20 protein-coding genes and 4 pseudogenes are annotated in these 20,404 nt (G+C 33.1%); 7 read left to right on the top strand and 17 right to left on the bottom strand.

The genetic code is table 11. The annotated features are described in order from the left end of the window. Positions 1-44 precede the first annotated feature (44 nt). The 3 genes from JCM21714_RS23885 to JCM21714_RS23875 all read left to right on the top strand — a co-directional run bounded on the left by JCM21714_RS23885 (position 45) and on the right by JCM21714_RS23875 (position 2,191). The gene (locus tag JCM21714_RS23885; protein ID WP_369403498.1) at positions 45-782 is read left to right on the top strand and encodes a cell division protein FtsA; all 738 of its coding nucleotides are present in this window, start codon (positions 45-47) and stop codon (positions 780-782) included. A gap of 26 nt (positions 783-808) precedes the next feature. Then, a complete protein-coding gene (locus tag JCM21714_RS23880; RefSeq protein ID WP_369403497.1) occupies positions 809-1,450 on the top strand; it encodes a hypothetical protein in 642 nt (213 codons plus the stop codon). A 123-nt stretch (positions 1,451-1,573) separates the two neighbouring features. Further along, positions 1,574-2,191: a hypothetical protein gene (locus JCM21714_RS23875; protein WP_369403496.1), complete on the top strand. Its 618-nt coding sequence runs from the start codon at positions 1,574-1,576 to the stop codon at positions 2,189-2,191. Positions 2,192-2,210: 19 nt separating this feature from the next. Here JCM21714_RS23875 and ytxJ read toward each other — a convergent pair whose 3' ends face one another. The 11 genes and pseudogenes from ytxJ to JCM21714_RS07105 form a co-directional block, all read right to left on the bottom strand. Then, positions 2,211-2,531: a bacillithiol system redox-active protein YtxJ gene (gene ytxJ, locus JCM21714_RS07150; protein WP_052000450.1), complete on the bottom strand. Its 321-nt coding sequence runs from the start codon at positions 2,529-2,531 to the stop codon at positions 2,211-2,213. A 204-nt stretch (positions 2,532-2,735) separates the two neighbouring features. Then, on the bottom strand, positions 2,736-3,167 hold the full coding sequence (locus tag JCM21714_RS07145) for a YtxH domain-containing protein (RefSeq protein ID WP_035722955.1): 432 nt from the start codon (positions 3,165-3,167) through the stop codon (positions 2,736-2,738). A 12-nt stretch (positions 3,168-3,179) separates the two neighbouring features. Beyond that, on the bottom strand, positions 3,180-3,596 hold the full coding sequence (locus JCM21714_RS07140) for a DUF948 domain-containing protein (protein ID WP_035722953.1): 417 nt from the start codon (positions 3,594-3,596) through the stop codon (positions 3,180-3,182). 199 nt (positions 3,597-3,795) lie between these two features. Continuing rightward, complete coding sequence (gene murC / locus JCM21714_RS07135; protein WP_035722951.1) at positions 3,796-5,091, bottom strand: UDP-N-acetylmuramate--L-alanine ligase; 1,296 nt, start codon at positions 5,089-5,091, stop codon at positions 3,796-3,798. A 242-nt stretch (positions 5,092-5,333) separates the two neighbouring features. Then, positions 5,334-6,750: pseudogene (locus JCM21714_RS21095) on the bottom strand (DNA translocase FtsK); the annotation flags it as partial. Positions 6,751-6,880: 130 nt separating this feature from the next. Then, positions 6,881-7,480 (bottom strand): hypothetical protein, encoded by a 600-nt coding sequence (locus JCM21714_RS21090; protein ID WP_235182672.1) that lies wholly within the window; start codon positions 7,478-7,480, stop codon positions 6,881-6,883. 371 nt (positions 7,481-7,851) lie between these two features. Next, a pseudogene (ytpR, locus tag JCM21714_RS07125) lies at positions 7,852-8,450 on the bottom strand (YtpR family tRNA-binding protein). 19 nt (positions 8,451-8,469) lie between these two features. Further along, positions 8,470-9,272, bottom strand: a pseudogene (locus JCM21714_RS07120) (DUF1444 domain-containing protein). A gap of 196 nt (positions 9,273-9,468) precedes the next feature. Beyond that, the gene (locus JCM21714_RS07115; RefSeq protein ID WP_035722950.1) at positions 9,469-9,783 is read right to left on the bottom strand and encodes a thioredoxin family protein; all 315 of its coding nucleotides are present in this window, start codon (positions 9,781-9,783) and stop codon (positions 9,469-9,471) included. Positions 9,784-9,789: 6 nt separating this feature from the next. Continuing rightward, a complete protein-coding gene (locus JCM21714_RS07110) occupies positions 9,790-10,317 on the bottom strand; it encodes a hypothetical protein (protein WP_035722949.1) in 528 nt (175 codons plus the stop codon). 162 nt (positions 10,318-10,479) lie between these two features. Next, complete coding sequence (locus JCM21714_RS07105) at positions 10,480-11,550, bottom strand: M42 family metallopeptidase (protein WP_035722948.1); 1,071 nt, start codon at positions 11,548-11,550, stop codon at positions 10,480-10,482. Positions 11,551-11,691: 141 nt separating this feature from the next. Between JCM21714_RS07105 and JCM21714_RS07100 the strand changes: the two genes are divergently transcribed. Beyond that, positions 11,692-12,009 carry a PepSY domain-containing protein gene (locus JCM21714_RS07100; protein ID WP_035722946.1) on the top strand — a complete coding sequence of 106 codons (318 nt, stop codon included), beginning with the start codon at positions 11,692-11,694 and terminating at the stop codon, positions 12,007-12,009. Between the two features lie 137 nt (positions 12,010-12,146). Here the strand turns inward: JCM21714_RS07100 and trmB are convergent, their stop codons facing one another. Next, positions 12,147-12,728, bottom strand: a complete 582-nt coding sequence (trmB, locus tag JCM21714_RS07095) for a tRNA (guanosine(46)-N7)-methyltransferase TrmB (protein WP_369403495.1) — start codon at positions 12,726-12,728, stop codon at positions 12,147-12,149. Positions 12,729-12,954: 226 nt separating this feature from the next. On the opposite strand from trmB, the gene JCM21714_RS07090 reads away from it, so the two are divergent. Next, positions 12,955-13,236: a YtzH-like family protein gene (locus JCM21714_RS07090; RefSeq protein ID WP_035722944.1), complete on the top strand. Its 282-nt coding sequence runs from the start codon at positions 12,955-12,957 to the stop codon at positions 13,234-13,236. Here JCM21714_RS07090 and JCM21714_RS07085 read toward each other — a convergent pair. The 3 genes from JCM21714_RS07085 to JCM21714_RS07075 all read right to left on the bottom strand — a co-directional run bounded on the left by JCM21714_RS07085 (position 13,217) and on the right by JCM21714_RS07075 (position 16,115). After that, entirely contained in the window at positions 13,217-14,035 is an 819-nt protein-coding gene (locus tag JCM21714_RS07085) for a phosphotransferase family protein (protein ID WP_235182671.1), read from the bottom strand. The genes JCM21714_RS07090 and JCM21714_RS07085 overlap by 20 nt on opposite strands. Before the next feature lie 119 nt (positions 14,036-14,154). After that, positions 14,155-15,081: a hypothetical protein gene (locus JCM21714_RS07080; protein WP_035722940.1), complete on the bottom strand. Its 927-nt coding sequence runs from the start codon at positions 15,079-15,081 to the stop codon at positions 14,155-14,157. A gap of 14 nt (positions 15,082-15,095) precedes the next feature. Continuing rightward, on the bottom strand, positions 15,096-16,115 hold the full coding sequence (locus tag JCM21714_RS07075) for a potassium channel family protein (protein ID WP_035722938.1): 1,020 nt from the start codon (positions 16,113-16,115) through the stop codon (positions 15,096-15,098). 144 nt (positions 16,116-16,259) lie between these two features. Between JCM21714_RS07075 and JCM21714_RS07070 the strand changes: the two genes are divergently transcribed. After that, positions 16,260-16,481 carry an HTH domain-containing protein gene (locus JCM21714_RS07070; RefSeq protein WP_035722937.1) on the top strand — a complete coding sequence of 74 codons (222 nt, stop codon included), beginning with the start codon at positions 16,260-16,262 and terminating at the stop codon, positions 16,479-16,481. A gap of 51 nt (positions 16,482-16,532) precedes the next feature. Here the strand turns inward: JCM21714_RS07070 and JCM21714_RS07065 are convergent, their stop codons facing one another. Next, entirely contained in the window at positions 16,533-17,228 is a 696-nt protein-coding gene (locus tag JCM21714_RS07065) for a pseudouridine synthase (RefSeq protein WP_369403502.1), read from the bottom strand. Between the two features lie 21 nt (positions 17,229-17,249). Continuing rightward, entirely contained in the window at positions 17,250-18,875 is a 1,626-nt protein-coding gene (locus JCM21714_RS07060) for a putative polysaccharide biosynthesis protein (protein WP_035722933.1), read from the bottom strand. A gap of 140 nt (positions 18,876-19,015) precedes the next feature. Here JCM21714_RS07060 and JCM21714_RS07055 point away from each other — a divergent pair. Beyond that, positions 19,016-20,307 (top strand): annotated as a pseudogene (locus tag JCM21714_RS07055) (BaiN/RdsA family NAD(P)/FAD-dependent oxidoreductase). Positions 20,308-20,404 lie beyond the last annotated feature (97 nt).

Here is a 20,404-nt window from a genome sequence, read left to right as displayed (position 1 = left end):
TATAGAATTTTTTAAATTTTTTCAACATAGAGAGGAAAAAACTTATGACTGAGCAAATGTTCGCCCTTGATATTGGTACAAGATCTGTAGTTGGATTATTAATGGAAAAGAAAAATAATCAATATCATTTAATTGACTATCATATGATCGAGCATCATGAACGTTCGATGCTGGATGGTCAAATTCATGATATTGTTTCTGTATCAAAGGTTATTAAAAAAGTGAAATTACATCTTGAAGAAAAACACGATATTATTTTAGAGAAAGTATGTGTCGCCGCAGCAGGTCGCGCTTTGAAGACAAATCGAGTTCATACGACAAAAGAAATTACTAAACAACCATTGATGAATGAGGAGGATATTCTTTTTCTTGAGCTGGAAGCAGTCCAAAAGGCGCAATATCAATTAGCTACAAATGTAGAAGAAGATCCCAGCCATAATTATTATTGTGTAGGGTACTCTGTCATAAAATATCTATTAGATGGGGAAGAGATCGGTTCTTTGATTGATCAACAAGGAGAAGTAGCAGAAGCAGAAATAATCGCAACCTTTTTACCGAAAGTTGTTGTGGAATCTTTATTATCTGCTTTAAACCGTGCAGAACTGCAATTAGAAGCGTTAACTCTGGAACCGATAGCTGCGATACATGTATTAATTCCGCCTTCTATGAGACGGCTCAATGTGGCTCTCGTCGATATTGGTGCTGGAACAAGTGATATTGCATTGACCTCAGAAGGAACAGTCACTGCGTATGGAATGGTTCCAAGAGCTGGTGAGAGATAACAGAGGCTATTAGTGATCATTATTTGTTGGATTTCAACCAAGCTGAATATTTCAAAAAAGATATTACCCTAAACAAAAAAGCAACTGTAGTGGATATCCTTGGATTCGAACAAGAAATATTATACGAAGATTTAGTCGAACAGGTGTTACCTGCTGTAGATTCACTTGCAAGTTCTATAGCTGAAGAAATAATTGCTTTAAATGGCACCGCTCCAAAAGCAGTTATGTTAGTTGGTGGCGGGAGTCAAACACCGGAATTTGCTAAAAGATTGGCAATTAAGTTAAAACTTCCTGTCAATAGAGTAGCAATCCGTGGAGTTGATGCAATTCAACTATTATCTAAAAATGAAAATCTTCCAATTGGACCTGAATTTATTACACCAATCGGGATTGCTATTGCGGCTAAGCAAAATCCTGTTCACTACATAAGCGTTACAATTAACGATCGAATGATTCGATTATTTGAAATGAAAGAATTAACCATTGCTGATTGTCTGCTTGCTGCAGGAATTAATATTAAAAAGTTATATGGAAGACCAGGAATGGCATCTATTGTTTCCTACAATGGCAAACAAGTTACATTGCCAGGAAGCTTTGGAACAGCACCAAAAATCGTGTTAAATGATCATGACGCAAGTTTGGAAGATACAGTAGAAAATGGGGGTTAGTCTTTACATTGAGAAGGGACAGGACGGCGCACATGCTAGTATGACCTTAAAAGAATTCATCGGCGAGACTAAATCTATAAAGATTTATTATAATGATTCAGCTATTCGATCGCACCTCATATCTTGGTCAATAGTACGAATGTTTCTTCTAATTATATTTTAAAAGACGGGGGGGATAAAATTATTTATCAGCAACACATCACAGTTCAGCAATTTTTGAAAGAACATAATATTGACATGCAACTGCATCAACCTTTTACCATATGGATAGATGATCAAAGAAAAGAATTAGATGAGTACAGTAGCACTTTATTGCATAATGGGCAGATTGCTAGTATGGATGCACTCCTAAAAAATGGGGGGGATAAATTGATGAATTTCTCAGGTAATCAACCGACGCTGCAAGACTTATTAGAAACAATAGGGATAACTTATCAAAAGGAAATGTCGATTACTTATAATGGAAAACCTATTAAACTGACAAAGGAACTTGTAAAGGTCTATCGAAGAGGAGAGATTCTTAATTTAGAAGATAAGATAGAAGATCACGATATGCTCCAGTTTATTGAACAAAAAACAATATCATTTATCTTTCAAGATATCTTTCGGTTTATTTCTCTTGATCTCACTCGAGCAAAAGGTAAAATCGACCTAAAACGGAATGGCCAACCGGTCACATTCTTTGAGGAATTGAAACCTAACGACAAAATTGAAATAAATATAGAAAACCGCCAATCATAATGGCGGTTTTCCAAAGAAATTATATATGACGTATCAAATTATCTACTGTAATATCAAAATGACTGGTATGCCAGCTTGGTTTATCGTTCTCAAATTTAATCACTTGAGGGGATTCATGCTGCACTTTATATTTTTTCGCAATATAATTGGATAGCTCTCTTGAATCCTGCACATACAAACGGTATAAAGGCATTTCTGATTGCTCACTAAAGCTTTCATATGCTTGATTTGCTGAACCACTAATAGGGCATGTCAAGCTATGTTTCAACAGCATCCACTTCTTATTTCCTTGTGTCACTTCTTCAAAATCTTCCATATTTTTAATATCCTTAATTTTCAAACATTTCACTCCTCGTATGTTTAACAAAATAAATCAGATCATTTTAATTGTTGTTCATAAAAGACAGGTGTTAAGCCATCTAATTCAATACATAAAAGAGAAATCATATGATATTACTTTGATTTATCCTCAAGATATCAGGAATATTTTGGTTTAATTATAAAAAGCGGACTACTTTTTATAGCAGCCCACTTTCAAATGATTTTAGACAGTTTTATTTTTTTCTTCTGCTTCCACAGCATTTGCAGCTTCTTCAATAGCCTGTGCCACTTCTTCTGCTGCCTTTTCAGGATCTTCACCTTTATTCATTTTTTCCTGAATTGTAGCTTTAGTTTCTTTTAATTTGTTAGTTAAACCTTGTGACTTTTCTGTTACGGTTTGACCAATCGTCTGTGATTGTTCTTTCGCATAATCTCTCCATTCTCCACTTTTATCATATGCGACACCTTTCCATTCATTAGCACGATCTTTCACAAGAACTGCGCCATGATTTAAATCGTCTCTTAATTCCTTACCTGATTTGGGAGCAAATATTAATGCTAAAGAAGCCCCAACGATTCCACCAATTAATGATCCTATTAAAAAGTCCTTACTATTAATGTTTTGTGTTTCTTCATTACTTTGTTGATTTGTCATTTCTCATTCCTCCTATAAATTTTTATTATTTCTATTTTTATTAAACATTTCCATTACAACTCTACTCCATTTAATAGCTTGTGCTGTCGATTCTTTATTTTCCTCCGCTACACGATGAACAGACTGAGATACTGTGCGAATGGATTGTGTAAAGTCTTTTACACTATCTCCGATGTTTTTTACTCCATCTACTAAAGAATTAAGTTTTGTAGTCTTATCACTGATATCATTTGCAAGATGATTGGTTTTATTTAACAAAGCAGTGGTTTCTAATGTTATACCCTCCATTTGTTTTTCTAAACCTTCTAGGGTATCAGCAACATTTGACATTGTACGCTTTGTTTCTTTTAAAACCTTCACTAAATAAATAACTAAGACTGCGAAAGCAACTGCCGCAATAATTGCTGCAAGATATAATAGTATTTCCATTTCTACATTCACTCCTTCAATATGTAATCAAAAATTATTTTGATAATATGTTATACCCTTTAATATTTATTCTAAACAAGTTTTTACTTAATTACACGTAAAATGAATTATTAATTTCTAAAGAAAAAAGAAGGAAACAAGTCCTTCTTTTTTCTTTGTTAATATTATATTCCACACTAACCTGGTTAATCCTGCTTTTTTAAATAAGTTTTTCATAAGCCTTTTGATATTTTTGAATATCTCCTGCACCCATAAAGACAAGCACACTATCGTTATGAGAAGCCAACATTTCAATATTTTCAAAATTAAGTAATTTACTGTCGCTAATTAAAGCTTGCAAATCTGAAATCGTTAGATCAGTTTGTGATTCTCTGGCAGAGCCAAATATGTCACATAAATAGATGGCATCTGCTTGAGCTAAAGCTTTACTAAATTCATTCATAAAGGTTTTAGTCCGCGAATACGTATGTGGCTGAAAAATTACAACTATTTCTTTATCAGGGTATTTTTTTCTTGCTGCTTCTATCGTGACTTCTACTTCTTTAGGATGATGCGCATAGTCATCAATTAGTATTTGATCACGGATCTTCTTTTCAGTAAATCTTCTTTTCACACCTTGAAAAGAAACAATTTCTTTTATTTGGGATGCTGAAAAACCTTCATAATGACAAATAGTAATTACTGCTAGCGCATTTAAAATATTATGATCTCCAAAGGAATTAATATGAAACGTATCATAGAAATTGTTGCGTACAAAGACGTTAAAGTGAGTTCCGTACTCATCAATACGGACATTTTTAGCATGAAAATCATTACTGTCATTTAAACCATAATAAAGAACAGGAACTTTTGCCTGAATTGCCTGTAGATATTCGTCATCACCACATGCAATAATACCTTTTTTCACATTATTCGCCATTTGCTGAAACGACTCAAATACGTCATCAATATCCTTAAAGTAATCGGGATGATCAAAATCAATATTTGTCATAATTGCATAATCTGGCTTATACGCTAAAAAATGACGGCGATATTCACAAGCTTCAAACACAAAATATTCACTATTTTCCTGACCTTTTCCAGTGCCATCTCCGATTAAATAAGAAATAGCAGAACTTTTATCAAGTACATGAGCAAGTAAGCCTGTAGTAGATGTTTTACCATGTGCCCCCCCTGTTACAGCTATGCTTGTATAGTGACCGATCCATTCTCCCAGAAATTCATGATAACGATAAAACGGGAGTCCAAGTTCTTTAGCTTTCTTAATTTCTTCATGATCATCTTGAAATGCATTTCCAGCAATGATAATAAGTCCTTCTTTAATATTATCCTCTGTGAAAGGTAAGATCTTAATATCTTTATTTTCTAATGCCTCTTGTGTAAAAATTTGTTTTTCAATATCAGAACCTTGAACTGGCATCCCACTGTCAGATAAAATCTGTGCCAATGCGCTCATTCCTGTTCCTTTAATACCAATAAAATGGTAAGTTTCCATAGAAAGAACCTCCAAAACAATGATAAGCTTTCGTACAACAAATCAATATTGTTTACATTATATTTCATTCATAGCAAAAACCTATGCACAAGAAATAATCATCCATTAAATTTTGTTTTATGTCAAGTGTTAATTTATATTTTGCCTATACCCACATTATTTATCCTATTATATACAAAATACGGATGAATGTTCTTGGTACTATACAGTTACATTACTAAAATAGTTTAAAATACCTACAATTAATTTTTTTCATTTATTAAATCATTTCTACTTAGTAGAATATCCCTTGGTTTACTACCATTTTGACCTGATATAATACCATTATGTTCCATCATGTCGATTAATCTTGCTGCTCGATTGTATCCCACTTTAAATCTTCTTTGTAATAATGAGGCACTGGCTCCATTGTACTCTAATACAAAATCAACTACTTCCTGATATAGTTCGTCAATATCTTCATCTTGTGAGATTTGCTGTATTAATTGATCTTGCTCAAATAAATATTTAGGTGCTGCGATCTGTTTTGCGTAATTAGTAATGCGTTCAATCTCATCATCAGATACAAATGCACCTTGAATTCTTTTGGTTTCACTTGAACCATTTTCCACAAATAGCATGTCACCTTTTCCAAGTAACTTCTCAGCTCCACTTGCATCTAGAATAGTTCTGGAATCCACTTGTGATGAGACACTAAAGGCAATTCTAGTTGGAATATTAGCTTTAATTAATCCTGTAATGACATCTACTGAAGGCCTTTGAGTTGCAATAAGCAAATGGATGCCACACGCTCTTGCCTTTTGCGCAATACGACAAATCGCATCTTCCACATCATGTGGGGGGGATGTCATCATTAGATCCGCCAATTCATCTATGACAATTACGATATAGGGCATATGTTCATTATCACGTTTTTGTCGTTTTATTTTTTCATTATAACGGCCAATATCCCGTGCACCTTCTTTTACGAATTTAGCATATCTATCTTCCATTTCCTGCACGGCCCACTTTAACGAAAAAGTAGCTGCTTTTACGTCTGTAATAACAGGTGCAACAAGATGGGGGGGAATATCATTATAAGGAGTCAATTCTACCATTTTAGGATCAATTAATAAGAATTTCACTTCATGATGATTAGCCTTGTACAGAAGGCTAATCAAAATTGTATTGATACAGACACTCTTTCCGGAACCTGTTGCACCTGCGATTAAACCATGTGGCATCTTTTGTAAATCCGTTACAACAGATTCTCCCTCTATATCGGCACCAAGCGCTACTGTCAAAGGGGGATGTATTCTCGTTAAACGCCTTACTTTCTACTAGTCTTTGTAAGAATACTGCTTCTGGATGTAAATTTGGAACTTCAATACCGATCGTACTTTTACCTGGAATTGGTGCTTCCATCCTAATATCCTTAGCAGCCATATTTAATTTAATATCATCACTTAAATTTTTGATCTTACTCACTTTAACCCCCCCAGGCTCTGGTTGAATTTCAAATCGAGTAACGGACGGGCCTTGTGTTGCATCTACTACTTTAGCCTTAATATTAAAATAACGTAAAGTAGTTTGTAACTTTTCTGCTTGTTGTTGCACCCATTCATCATGATTGTTTTCGGTTTTCGTTTCATCATTTAACAAATGAATCGGGATAGTTTTTTTTACTTCTACATGTTGGATATTATTAAATTGTTCTTGTTGATGCTCTATCTTTTCATCGGCTTGCGGATATCTTTCAGCATCTTGTTTTGATATTATATTCTGTGTTCTTCTTTGTTGCCTCCATTTATCACGAGGGGGTCATTATTACGTTTAACGGCTTTTGAGTTCTCGGCTGCTTTTGGTTTTCCCTTAAATCATTACGTCCAATACTATTAGTAACTTCTATACGATTATTTGTCGGTTTTTCTGCTATATTCTTTTGTTCTTTTTTCTGGTCCTCTTTGGAAAAATCAATTATTTTATTGTCGCTATCTATTTTATCGTTGGTATTTTTATCAGTAGCATTTTCAATTATTATGTTATTTTGCTGCAATGGGATCAAATTTTCGCTATTATCGCTCTTTGCTTCTTCTTTTGTCTCATTACGTGTGCGAAATCCATAGATAGGTGAGGGTATTTCTTGTGCTTTAAATGGTTGTTTATGATAAACATTATTTCGTTGATCGATTATCGATGATTCAATTTCCTCTTCTTCTACTTTATCAATCGCTCTATCCATATATTTGTTAGTGACATTATGTCTTATAGGATATTGATAAGCCATCTTGGTTTCTATTGATTTATACACTGTATCTTTTACGTTATTCTTATTGTTATCAATTTCCTGATGATCGTCATCAAAGAAATGTTCCCATCTTTTTTTATATTCTTCCACATCGTACGTCACGCTCACTTCCTTATTTATGTACGATTTTTCAATCGAGAACTTATTCCCTATTTTAGCATGAAAAGACGCATTGTAATAGCAATTATCTCTGAAGACACACGAAAAACATTATAGATTTCATGCCTTATAACTAATTGAAGAACAAAAGCTCAGAGCGCCGGTTAAAAACGTAGCGACTGGAGCGAATCAACTGAGATAAAGGAATCACGGAGAGCTTGCGAACCGATGATGACTTATCGTAGGATGATTCGTGAAGTCGCCTAGTTTTTGGCGCTCGGAGCTGGACGTGGCTACTCGCGTCTACTTTATCCACAGGGCTTAATTCTATAATTTCCTAGACAAATAAAAAACCCTCGTCAAGGACAAAGGGCTTAGAATTGAAATTCACTTCCAACTATTTTATCAGCAGGTAATACATAGATTCCTTTTTCCTTAGGGGGGGCATTCGGCAATCCTAATTCTTTTTGAGAACAGATCATACCATTTGAATCCACACCTCTAAGTTTGGTTGGTTTAATTTCAAATCCACCTGGCATAACAGCACCAACCTTTGCAACTACCACTTTTTGACCTTTATCGATATTTGGTGCACCACAAACAATTTGCAGCCTATCATCTTCAACGTCGACTTGACACACTCGAAGTTTATCAGCATTTTCATGGGCTTGAATTTTTCTACGAATCCAACCACAAATTTAGCAGTTACATCTAGATCAATTTTTTTTGTGTTGTTTTTCTCGAAAGCCTCGTTTAATTCTGCTAATAGTTTTTCTGTTAATTTCATCTTTCCTGTAGATAAATCCTTAAAATACGTGGAGGCATTAAATATATTAAATCCAACCGTTTCTTTTGTTACTTCATCAAACAATGTAACAATATCCTGCTTTCTTTCAAAAGAAATCTTATTACTGTTTTTCATTGGAAACAGTAATACATCTCCAATACCTTTTTCATTATAATATACAAACATATCTCCGATACCCCCCCTCTTATTTTTGTGGTTTATTCTTGGCTAATATAAAAACTGGTTCTAAATGCTTATCCTCATAAATAAATGGTAAGGAAGTAATTGGCACACGACCTTCTGCAAAGAACTTCATGGTCATTTGAGCGAGAATATCATATCCCATCTCATTCTTAACATCTGTTATAATTAAGACATCCTGATGTGGTACAGCAACAACTAATTCTCCGACAGCATTGGCTTTCATTTCCTCAAGAAAAGCTTCATTTAAAATCCTGCTTGCATCATAGCCATCCTGTGTAGCAATAAAATAGAAATCATTCTCTGCCACGGTATCTTTTTTTGGATTTACATCTAATGATCTTATATTAAATAAAGCTATTTCCTTTAATCTTTCCAAATTCCAGCCTTGTTCGTTTAACATTTTCTTATCAATTAGCTGATAAGTTGTTCCCAAATCTAATGCATAATAAATATTTGTTTCGGCAGTATGTTGAACATAAACTAATTCTTTACCAGCTTTTGTTTTTTTAGGAAAAGATGTAGCACGGATAACCGGAAAAATATGTTTTTCTTCACCTTCTAATTGATGTTCCTCGTGCATCATTGTTAATGATTCACTAACATGAAAGTGTAATTCCTCTATGGCGAGGTCTCCTCTTCTTTCATATTTTGCTATGACATTAGGTATATTTATCGAAACACCTTGCTTTGTATCTTTCCATTCCACACGATATATATCTTTATCACGATTAAAAGATACTCGCCATTCGTCATGTGTAAATAATTCGTCTAATTTTTTTTCATTTTGATTGATGTCATTGTCATCTTCTTCGTCCTCCTTTTCGGAAGAAAACACTTATGGAATTATAACATTATTGATAGAAAATGAAAAATATACAGCATGGCCTCACTCTTCATAACAGTTCATCGTCAAATTTATAAAACGAACAGTATCTTTGCTGTTTAGTTTTAAGTAGGAAGCAAAAAAGGAATCTAACTTTTTGCCAGATTCCTTTTTGAATTATGCTAAGTCCTTTATAAAGTTTTCAATTTCTGATTGAGTTTTTCTATCTTTACTAACAAATCTTCCTAGTTCAGTTCCATGATCATATGCTAAAAAACTCGGAATACCAAAAATATCATGTTGTACACAAATATCTATGAATTGATCTCTGTCCACAGAAACAAACGTGTAATCCTGAAATTTATTCTCTATTTCGGGCAGTACAGGTTCGATAATCCGACAGTCTGGACACCAATTTGCTGAGAACAAAAAGATGACTTTATTTCCTGCTTTCAATTGATTAAATTCTTGTTCTGTTTGTAATGACTTCATAATTGATTATGCTCCCGTCTCTTCATATGCTATAGAATTTGTTATGTCCATCATATCTTTTACATCGTTAATTAATTTATCCTTTGTGCTGAACGTCGTGACTTTTACACCACCAACACCTAGCTGCACTTCAAAATTTTCGTCATGCTTGGTTATGTTTATAAAACCAAAGCGGTCATTATCTTCGAATGATTTTAACCACTGATGATCATTTATTTCTTTTGCTGCTTCATAGTTTAAACGACTTGTGTGTGATTCTAATGCATTATAGAAAAGTATATAAGATTTATCTTCCTTCTTAAGTAGTAAATTACTCACAGTCTGCTCTTCTACTATAAAACCTTCTGGTAAAAACAATGAAAAATTATCAACTTGTTTATTCTGTACTAATGGTTCTGCCTTAAAATGTCGTTCAGCAACATCAACCGCTTCTGATAAGACTTCCTCGACTGGTTTAATGGTCCAAATGCTTATTCCTATTAAAAACAGCAATAAAAAGAAAATAACTACTAAACCAGATTTTTCAAATTTCATAATAATCCTCCTGATATTTTAGTCCTATTTTCCCCCTTTTACTATCATACTATTTTTAAAAAATTCCACAAGCGAAAATTTATTTTAATTTTAAAAATACGTTTCATACTGCTTATATCTTTGCTCTGTTAAAGGAACCAAGTATAATTTTCATTTTTACATTCACCCGTTAAAATGAATCTGATCTACTGTATTTTGATCTGTTGTTTTAACTAAATTAATTAGTAATTCTTTCGCTGCCTGATAATCGTCAACGTGAATGATTGATGAAGGAGTATGAATGTATCGAGAACAAATACCGATGACTGCTGATGGCACACCCTGATTGGATAAATGAACACTTCCAGCATCTGTTCCACCTTGAGAAACAAAATATTGATAAGGTATATCATGAGTTTCGGCCGTATCTAATACAAAGTCACGTATGCCATGATGTGTCACCATCGTAGGATCAAATATACGCAAAAGTGCACCTTTACCAAGTTGACCAAACTCTTTCTTATCTCCGGACATATCATTTGCAGGAGAAGCATCCAGCGCGTAAAAAATATCAGGCTGAATCATATTAGCTGCTACTTTAGATCCTCTAAGCCCTACTTCTTCCTGTACTGTAGCACCAGAATAAAGCTGATTCGGCAATGTTTCATTTCGTAACTCTTTCATTAATTCAATTGCTAAGCCACATCCATAACGATTATCCCATGCTTTTGCAAGTATTTTCTTTTCATTTGCCATTGGTGTAAAAGAAGAAACTGGTAAGATTGACTGACCTGGTTTCACACCGATTCTTTCCACATCTTCTTTATCGTCAGCACCTATATCAATTAGCATATTTTTTTGTTCCATTGGTTTCGCTCTTTCTTCTTTGGTCAGGATATGTGGTGGAATGGAAGCAATTACTCCTGTAATTTTTCTGTCTTCAGTATGTATTTCAACTCGTTGGGATAATAACACTTGTGACCACCATCCACCTAATGGTTGGAATCGAATCATTCCATTATCAGTAATTTGCGTAACCATAAATGCTACTTCATCCATATGACCTGCTACCATAACCTTGGGACCTTCACCATGTTTAATACCAAAAACCCCCCCACCAAGACGATCCTGAATGATTTCATCTGCATATTTAGTTAGTTCTTGTTTCATAAAAGCTCTAACTGCGTGTTCGTTACCAGATGCTCCTGGTAATTCTGTTAACGTGCGAAACAAATCCAATGTTTCTTGATTCATATATATAACATCCTTTCTATTAGCTATAAGCATTACAATTACATTTTAACATATCTTTTCGCTTGCTTTTTTTCTATTATTATCTTTAAGATAAAAGTATATGTTTCTTCAGTCAACTTTTTTAAAGGATGGAGTGATTAAATGAATAAGAAAAACACTATCATTATTGCCTGTATCGCTTTCTCAATAGGTTATTTATTTAGACAACAACAGGATAATAAACAGTACATAAAGCCGGAGAAAGCTTTAATATCTGTAAAGGAAAGTTTTCAAAAGAAATATGAGGTCAGTGGATCATGGATATATATGAAACCTGAGACTTTTCTAAAAAATGATTTGCAATATGAAGTTTATCATGGTGGCATCACAAAATTTATCGATAATCAGCATGTGCCATACGAATTCTATATCGATGCACATACAGGTACCCTGATCGATATGTTGCCACAACACGGATAATATTCTATTTTCAAAAAAGATTGGATAAAAATAAAATCTGGACGATAACAAATTCTGCGCTAATTTGTTATCGTCCAGATTTTTTATATGTTCATTATTTCCTTTTGGGGGGGTTAAATATCGCCAACTCTTTCTATTTATTCCCTTGGGAATCGAATGCGGCTACGATAAATCGGTTGTCCTTTTGCCGAGAATTTTTCCTCATATTCTGTCATGACATTGAAGGGATCATCCAATAAATGCAGATCTAAAGACACATCCTCTAATATACCTCCAAACTGAGAAAAACTTACCAACGAATATTCAAAAAGACCTTTATTATCCGTTTTTAAAATCAATTCACCATTCGGCTTTAAAATTCGTTGATATTGCTCTAAAAATGTATGATACGTTAATCTTCTCTTTGCATGTTTATTTTTTGGCCAAGGATCAGAAAAGTTTAAATATATTTTTTCCACTTCATTATTTTCAAATAAATCTGAAAGATCCTGAGCATCTTCATTTATTAACGTTATATTCTTTCGTTGCGTTTCTTTCACTTTTTCAACGGCTGATACAATAATGCTTTTCGCAACTTCAATGCCAATAAAATGAATATCAGGATGTTGCTGTGCCATTCCATCAATAAACTGTCCCTTACCTGTTCCGATCTCAAGATGGATCGACTTATTAGCTGTTTTGAGTTGCTTCCATTTCCCTTTATATTCTGATGGATGCAATTCAACGACATTTTGATTTTCTTTTAAATAGTCATCTGCATGGTTTATGTCTTGCTCTCATTATTAGTACCCCTTTATGTTATTGTTCTCATTATCCCACGCTTTTCATTCTACTATTACAAAAAATTGGCTTTTGCCAAAAATTCAGCAAAAGCCTCATCCATTTTTTATTCAAGTATAAGATTTAAATAATCGCTCATGCTAAATGTAAAGGTGGGATTTTATCATGGTATTAAACGTAAATAACCAATTAGATTTACTTTATGATCTTCTAAGCTTACATGCGGAAGAATGTTGTGGTAGCAGTTCAGAATGTGAACAAATCTCAAGATTAATAAAATCTATTCAACAACATCCTAATATGGATAATAACCTTTATGATGTAATTAATGGAATTGATCAATATGGAAATAAAGGTGCTATTTCTAACAATTTAGACGACCATATTCATCAGCATCAAACGGATATTCAACAATGGTTACAGGTTATTAAAGATGCCAATCATTGATTTGCTTTAGAAGCTGATTTAACTCATGTAAATGAGTATTAGCTTCTTTGCTTTTTTCACGATTTTCACTCCAAATATAACCGATAATTTCATCCACAATTAAATACCAGTGCATCCGTCTCATTAAATATTTACTATTTTCCAATCCATAATGTTCTAACCATTGATTCCAATCTTGCTTAGGTATATAAGATTGAAGGATTCGGCCGATATCCATTGCAGGATCACCAACACGAGCATTATCCCAATCAATTAAATATAATTCCCCATTAGCCGATAACATCCAGTTATGATGATTTAAATCACAATGACAGACGACCTGCTCACCATAATAAATAGCCGTTAAACGACTTTCCAAAAACTTAATTGCTTTATAGATAGAAATAGAATTACGTGCATTAGTACTACCTTGCACAAATTGTTTTACACGTTCTAAAGTATGATCTGGAACGATAGTTGTTTTTTCGATACGCAACAACATATCTAATAATTCAGAGGAATGATGAATCTTACTTAACAAATTTGCTACTTTAGGGTGCTGAATTTCTTCTATATTTAATGCTTTTCCATCTAACCATTGTTGTGCTGTTACAACATCACCATTTTCAAGACGTTTCGTCCAAACAAGTTTTGGCACGATACCTTGAGCAGATAATACAGCTAAAAAAGGAGATGAATTACGTTTTAAGAATAGTTTCTTATTATTTGATTGGGCAAAATAAGCCGCGCCTGTTGCACCACCGGCAGGAAAAATCGTCCATTCTTCTCCTAAAATAATTTCCACAGCTGTCACCCTCATTTTCTCAAAAAAATCTGTTAACCTCTTTTTCTATAAAAAGGAATAATAATAGATTAACGCAAAATCAGGTATAATTTCAAGAGAAAATTTATAAATCGACAAATTTTATATTTTTTTTATCAAAACCAGAAAGAATCTGACGGATTTTTCTCTTGCTTCCATTCAGGTCTTGAAACTGCGATTGATTCGCAATGTTTAAGTAAGGTACCCGCGATTTTTAATTGATGGTGCTTTAAAGGTACATTTAAGTTTTGTTTCTTTTGTAACCATTGATCATGTTGTTCGCGATCAATATAGACTGTCTGATATGGTTCTATATGAAAATCTATTTTATTTGTACGAGATAAAATTATTTTTTTAACTGGAAATTGCAGATCATATTTTTGTAATATACTTTGTATCACCTTTACTGTTCTTTTCGTACTAATAAGGGGACTTAGAAAGTTACTTTGAATATTATTCTCTTCTATATACCAACTCCGAGAATCATTCGGAATGATCGTTTGATTGCTAGGTCTTTCAATTAATGTAATAACTTCAATTTCCAAAGGGCTTATTAATACAATATCACCTTCCAAAGGACCATTCTTCAATTGAAAGACAGGAAAGTACATTAATAAATGGGTATCAGGTATTCGTTGCAAAAAATACTTCAACAAAAGATCCCGATAATAACGTTTATCAATAAAGGACATTTCATTAATAGTACTAGATGCCCATTTTAATTGAAATGGCATTAATGTATCCAGAAAGTAATACTTCAGTTCTTCCTCAGTCTCAGGAAGGTACTCCAATTCCTTTTTATCATCACTGTCTTTATCAATTTCTTCTGATCGACTCTTAAAGAAAGAACGCCATTTAGAAAAATTGGTATCTTCTATTTTATCTTGATCGTTAACTTCCAGTTTTAACTGCATTTGATCGTGCCATAAATATTTTAACCTTTGCCAATTTTCAGTTTTTAATCGTGAAAATTGACTAGGGTAATGAAAGATATCACGTTGATATCGTGATATATAGTTATCAAGTTTAATTAATTGAGCCAAACTGCCACCTCTTTTCAATATTCCTTTAATATGTTTTGATATGTTTCATGATCACAAATAACATATAGTTCAGCATGATCAGATATAGTTTGATCTAACATTCGGTTGATATTTAATTGATCACGATCAGATACCAGTGTCGCTCCTTTTTCTAATAGTTCATTAAAAGCATCGCGATATGTTTTCCAGGAAGATTTTGTTGGAACAAGATATAAATCGTCTCCATGCGAACGGTTTAATAATTGTCTGAAAATACTAGAAATTCCTTTACGAAATGCAGATCTTACAAATAAGGAAGATATTGTTTCATCTGAAATGATAAATTCATCTATCTTCATATATTTGAAATTTTTAATATGACTTTCTTCCATCACTTCGACAATTGTATGTACTTCAGGTGCCATCGATTCAATTGTGGAAGCTATTAATAGTGTTTTTCCATCCGCTAATTGATTATCCTTGATCATATCATCTGCAAAAATTAACACGGACTTCGCTTCATGAATATTTGCTTTTTCAAGTGGAGCCTTATCACATGCATTACCTCTTATGTAAGATATATTACTATCTAATATTGGCGCCTTCTCTAATTGATCAATGATAACTATTTCAATAGCAGATTCCGTTGCAAGCATTTCTTTAATAGCAAATTTTGCCTTTTGTGACCAGCCGATAATTATATAATGTCCTTTTTCTTTATACACAATATCACCTTCTTCTCGTTTTTTCCGATACATCGTTAATCCGTCAATAATTTTTCCTATTACTAATCCAATTAAACCAATTCCGAATATATACAAAAATAATCCTAACCATCTACCTGGAACTGTTTCTGGATAAAAATCCCCCCCGTATCCAACTGTAGTTACTGTCGTCATAACCCACCAAAAGCCATCAAATAAGGATGGGAAATTCTCTCTTTCAAGTAATACTATAAGATATGAAGAAAAAAGTACCATAATAAAACTCATAACAAAAACAATAACGTTTGAAATGTGAATAGCCTTTCTCATCAGATGTCTGAGTAAATTCATTTCAGCATAACCCCCCATTTTTTTAAATTTTCTGTAAATTAATCGTTTCAGCTAGAAAATATCTCTAATAAAGTGTAAAATAGTACTTACATCATGAATATACTTTAACAAGGTTTTAAGTGAAAACTTTGAAGGAGTGATTTTTTGAGTCAATCAACCACCCGCATGTTAACTCGAGCGAAAGCGGTCTATTTATTCATAAAAGAAAATGGGCCAGTGACTACGAGTCAAATAGCTGAAGAATTTGGTATAACGGATCGTACCGTGCAACGAGATTTATCTTTGCTAGCATATAATGGACTCGTCAATAGTCCAAATCGGGGGGGAAGTTGGAAAATCACAAATAAAAAAGTAAAAATCTCCTAAAACATACGATTGAATATATTCTTAGCCAGTATTTTTATAAGTACTGGCATTTTATCTGTCTTGTAAACTTCTCAATTCATTCTCTGTTAATTCACGATATTTTCCTAACTTCAATTCAGAGTCTAAGATTAAATCACCCATTGCTACTCTTTTCAAATATGTCACTTTATTTCCGACAGCTTCAAACATTCTTTTAATTTGATGGTATTTTCCTTCAGTAATTATGATTTCGACTGTATTATCTTTAATCAAACGTAATTGTGAAGGCATTGTAACATAACCATCCTCTAACATAATACCTGCCGCAAAATTCTCTACATCGTGATCCGAAATGTTGTGAGCTAACATGGCTATGTACTTTTTATCGACATGCTTTTTGGGAGATAATAAATCATGGGCTAATTGACCATCATTAGTTAATAATAACAGACCTTCTGTGTCTTTATCTAAACGGCCTACAGGAAAAGGGTGTAAGATCTTATCCTGCTTTTTAATTAAATCAAGTACTGTCTTTTGATGATGATCCTCTGTAGCTGACAAGTAGCCAGCAGGTTTATTTAGCATAATATAAATAAACTTTTTATAAGAAATGATACTATCATCACATTTAATTTGAACCTGATCTGGATCAATTTGAATATCAGATTTCGTTATAATTTTATCATTTACAGTTATTCTTTTTTTCTTGATTAATGCTTTTACTTCTTTTCTACTTCCATATCCCATATTCGCTAAAAATTTGTCTATTCGAATGGATTATACCCCCATTTATCTGCGAAGCAATTTGTCAATAATAGCAATTCTTCTGCCCGTAATTCTTTCAAATAACGTGGAACTGTAACCTAAATATAAATAGATAGTTCCGCCCACGCCAATTCCAATAAGCATCATAATTATTGCATGCACACGGTTATGATAAACATCAAGAAACATACCTAACGTCACCTTTACAATTAAGATGCCAAACACCATAATTGCAGTAAAAATTATCATTAAGAATGTCAGTTTGAAAAATTTCCTGAATTGAAAATCTATTGCCTTTTTAATTTGCCACAAATTGAGCAAAACCGCAATACTTGTCGCAATCAATGTTACCAGGACTGCCCCCCCAATTTCCTCAAAGGTTTGAATAAACAAGGAATTCAATAAAATTTTAGTTAATATTCCAGCTGATAAGCTAATTAGCGTAAAGCTTTGTCTGTCTATTCCTTGTAAAATCGAAGACGTAACCGTAAAGAATGCAAATGTCAATGCCACAGGTGCATACCAGGCAAACACCTTCCCAGTAAGAGCAAGGTTATCTAAATTAAATAAACTACCATATATGGAATCTGCAAGAATAATTAAACCAAAAATAGCAGGTAATACAAAAAACATGATAATTTGTAATGCTTGATTAATTTGTTTTTTTAATTTTTGCATATCTTTTGCATTATAGGCAGCTGTTATTTCAGGAATCAATGCCAGAGACAGACCGGTTGCAATTGTTACAGGAATAATTACTAATTTATGTCCCTGGACAGTAAAAACAGAGTATACGATATCTGCAACATCTCTTTTCCCAATTTCAGACATCGCATGAATAAATGTAAATTGATCGATCATTTGATATAATGGTATAGCAATTCCAATCAAAACAAAAGGACCAGCGTACCTTAATAATTCTTTTACTAATATAGATATTGGAATTTTCTTTTTGTATTTTTGTGATGCAATTGCTGCATCTATATATTTTTTTCGTTTTTTCCAATAAAAAGCTAATACAACCCATGATGCAATTCCACCTACGAATGCTGAAAAAGCAGCAAAACCGATTGCAGTAGATATTTTACCCTGTAAAACAACCACCACAACAGAAACTGTTACAAGTAAAAAAATTATTCTAATAATTTGTTCAATCACTTGTGATACAGCCGTTGGACCCATTGATTTATTCCCTTGAAAAAAACCTCTCATAATTGCCATACCAGGGATAATAAGTAATGCGAAACTAACCATTTGGATCACATGTTTTACTTCATTCAGTGTGATGTTTTTATTATCTTTGTCAACTGTCCAACCAGCAATTAACTCGGCACCAAAGTACATGATTAGAAAAGCAATAATGCCATTTATAAGCATTATAAAAGTTCCGACTTTAAACATTCTCATACTGGTATAATAATCATTTATTGCATTGTACTTTGCAACAAACTTTGACACAGCTAAAGGGACACCTATTGTAGAAATACTCAACATTATAGAATAGGGAACATACGCAAAACCATAAAGTGTCATCCCTGTTTCATCTACCATATTAGTAAAGGGAATGACATAGATCATCCCCAAAAATTTTGATAAAAAACTCGCTCCAGTAAGCAAGAGCGTTCCACGTAAAAAATTTGAACTCGACATACATTCACCTTTATTCATTAAAATAATATAACAAAACTATTTTAACACAGCATTCTAAATAATGTTATTAATTTTGACAGATAAATTACACTTATATATTTGTGATTCTCTGCATATTAAGATAAAATTTAATACAACTAATGAGTATTTTGGAAGGAAGTATATTTACAATGGAAGACGTAATAGTTATAGGCGGTGGACCTTCAGGACTAATGGCTGCAATTGCAGCAGCTGAGCATGGGGGGGGCAAAACTTTATTAATTGATAAAGGGAATAAGTTAGGAAAAAAACTCGCTATCTCCGGTGGTGGACGATGCAATGTTACCAACGTTTACCTGCTGATGAGGTTATTAAACATATACCTGGTAACGGACGGTTTTTATATAGTGCCTTTTCTACTTTCGATAACTATGACATTATTGATTATTTCGAAGGACTTGGTGTTCCATTAAAAGAAGAAGACCATGGAAGAATGTTTCCTTTAAGTAATAAATCTAGTGATGTTGTGAATGCATTATTAAATCAACTTGATGAATGGAACGTTAGCGTAAGAAAAAACACTAGTGTTAATACTATTAATTTTGGAGATACGTATCATGAAATTATATTAGATGATGGCACTAAGTTAGTTACAAAAGCTATTGTAATAGCAGCTGGTGGAAAGGCAGTACCACATACAGGTTCAACAGGTGATGCTTATCCATGGGCACAAAAGGCTGGTCACACAATTACTGAATTATACCCTACAGAAGTTCCGATTGTGTCAGAAGAAGTGTTTATCAAAAAGAAACTGTTACAGGGAACAGCACTGCGTAATATTAGTCTTTCTGTATATGATAATAAAGGTAAAAAGGTAATTTCCCACCAAATGGACATGTTATTTACTCATTTTGGTATTTCAGGACCAGTTGTCTTACGATGCTCTCAATATATTGTGAAATTATTAATAAAAGGACAAAAAAATGTCCGTGTTAGTATTGATTCAATTCCTGCGATCACTGTGGAAAAAATCACAAATAAAATAGAAAAATTAATGAATGAAAATCCTAAAAAGACATTTAAAAATATAACTAAAGGAATAGTACCAGAAAGATATTTAGAATTTTTATTAAACAAAGTTGATATACCTCACAACTTAAAAAATGCAAATATATCCAAAGAAAAACTTGAGCAATTTATAGAAAATCTAAAGGATTTTTCTTTTAATGTACACGGTAGTCTACCCTTGGAAAAAGCCTTTGTGACTGGTGGTGGTATTTCAATAAAAGAAGTGGTCCCGAGCACTATGAAGTCAAAGTTAATGCATGGATTATACTTTTGCGGAGAGGTTTTAGATATTCATGGTTATACTGGAGGATATAATATCACAGCGGCAATGGTAACTGGCAGAGTTGCTGGTATGCATGCAGCATGGGAAAGCATTAGTTCATAAAATATAAATACATCACTGACTATATTTAATATAAAATTAATAATACTATTATAAAAATAGAAAAAATCCTTAGTCTAATTAGACTAAGGATTTTTAA

It is taken from the genome of Gracilibacillus boraciitolerans JCM 21714 (assembly GCF_000521485.1).
Lineage (GTDB): Bacteria > Bacillota > Bacilli > Bacillales > Amphibacillaceae > Gracilibacillus > Gracilibacillus boraciitolerans.
The sequence above is the reverse complement of the archived record's forward strand: the minus strand, read 5'-3'. Positions and strand labels throughout refer to the sequence as shown.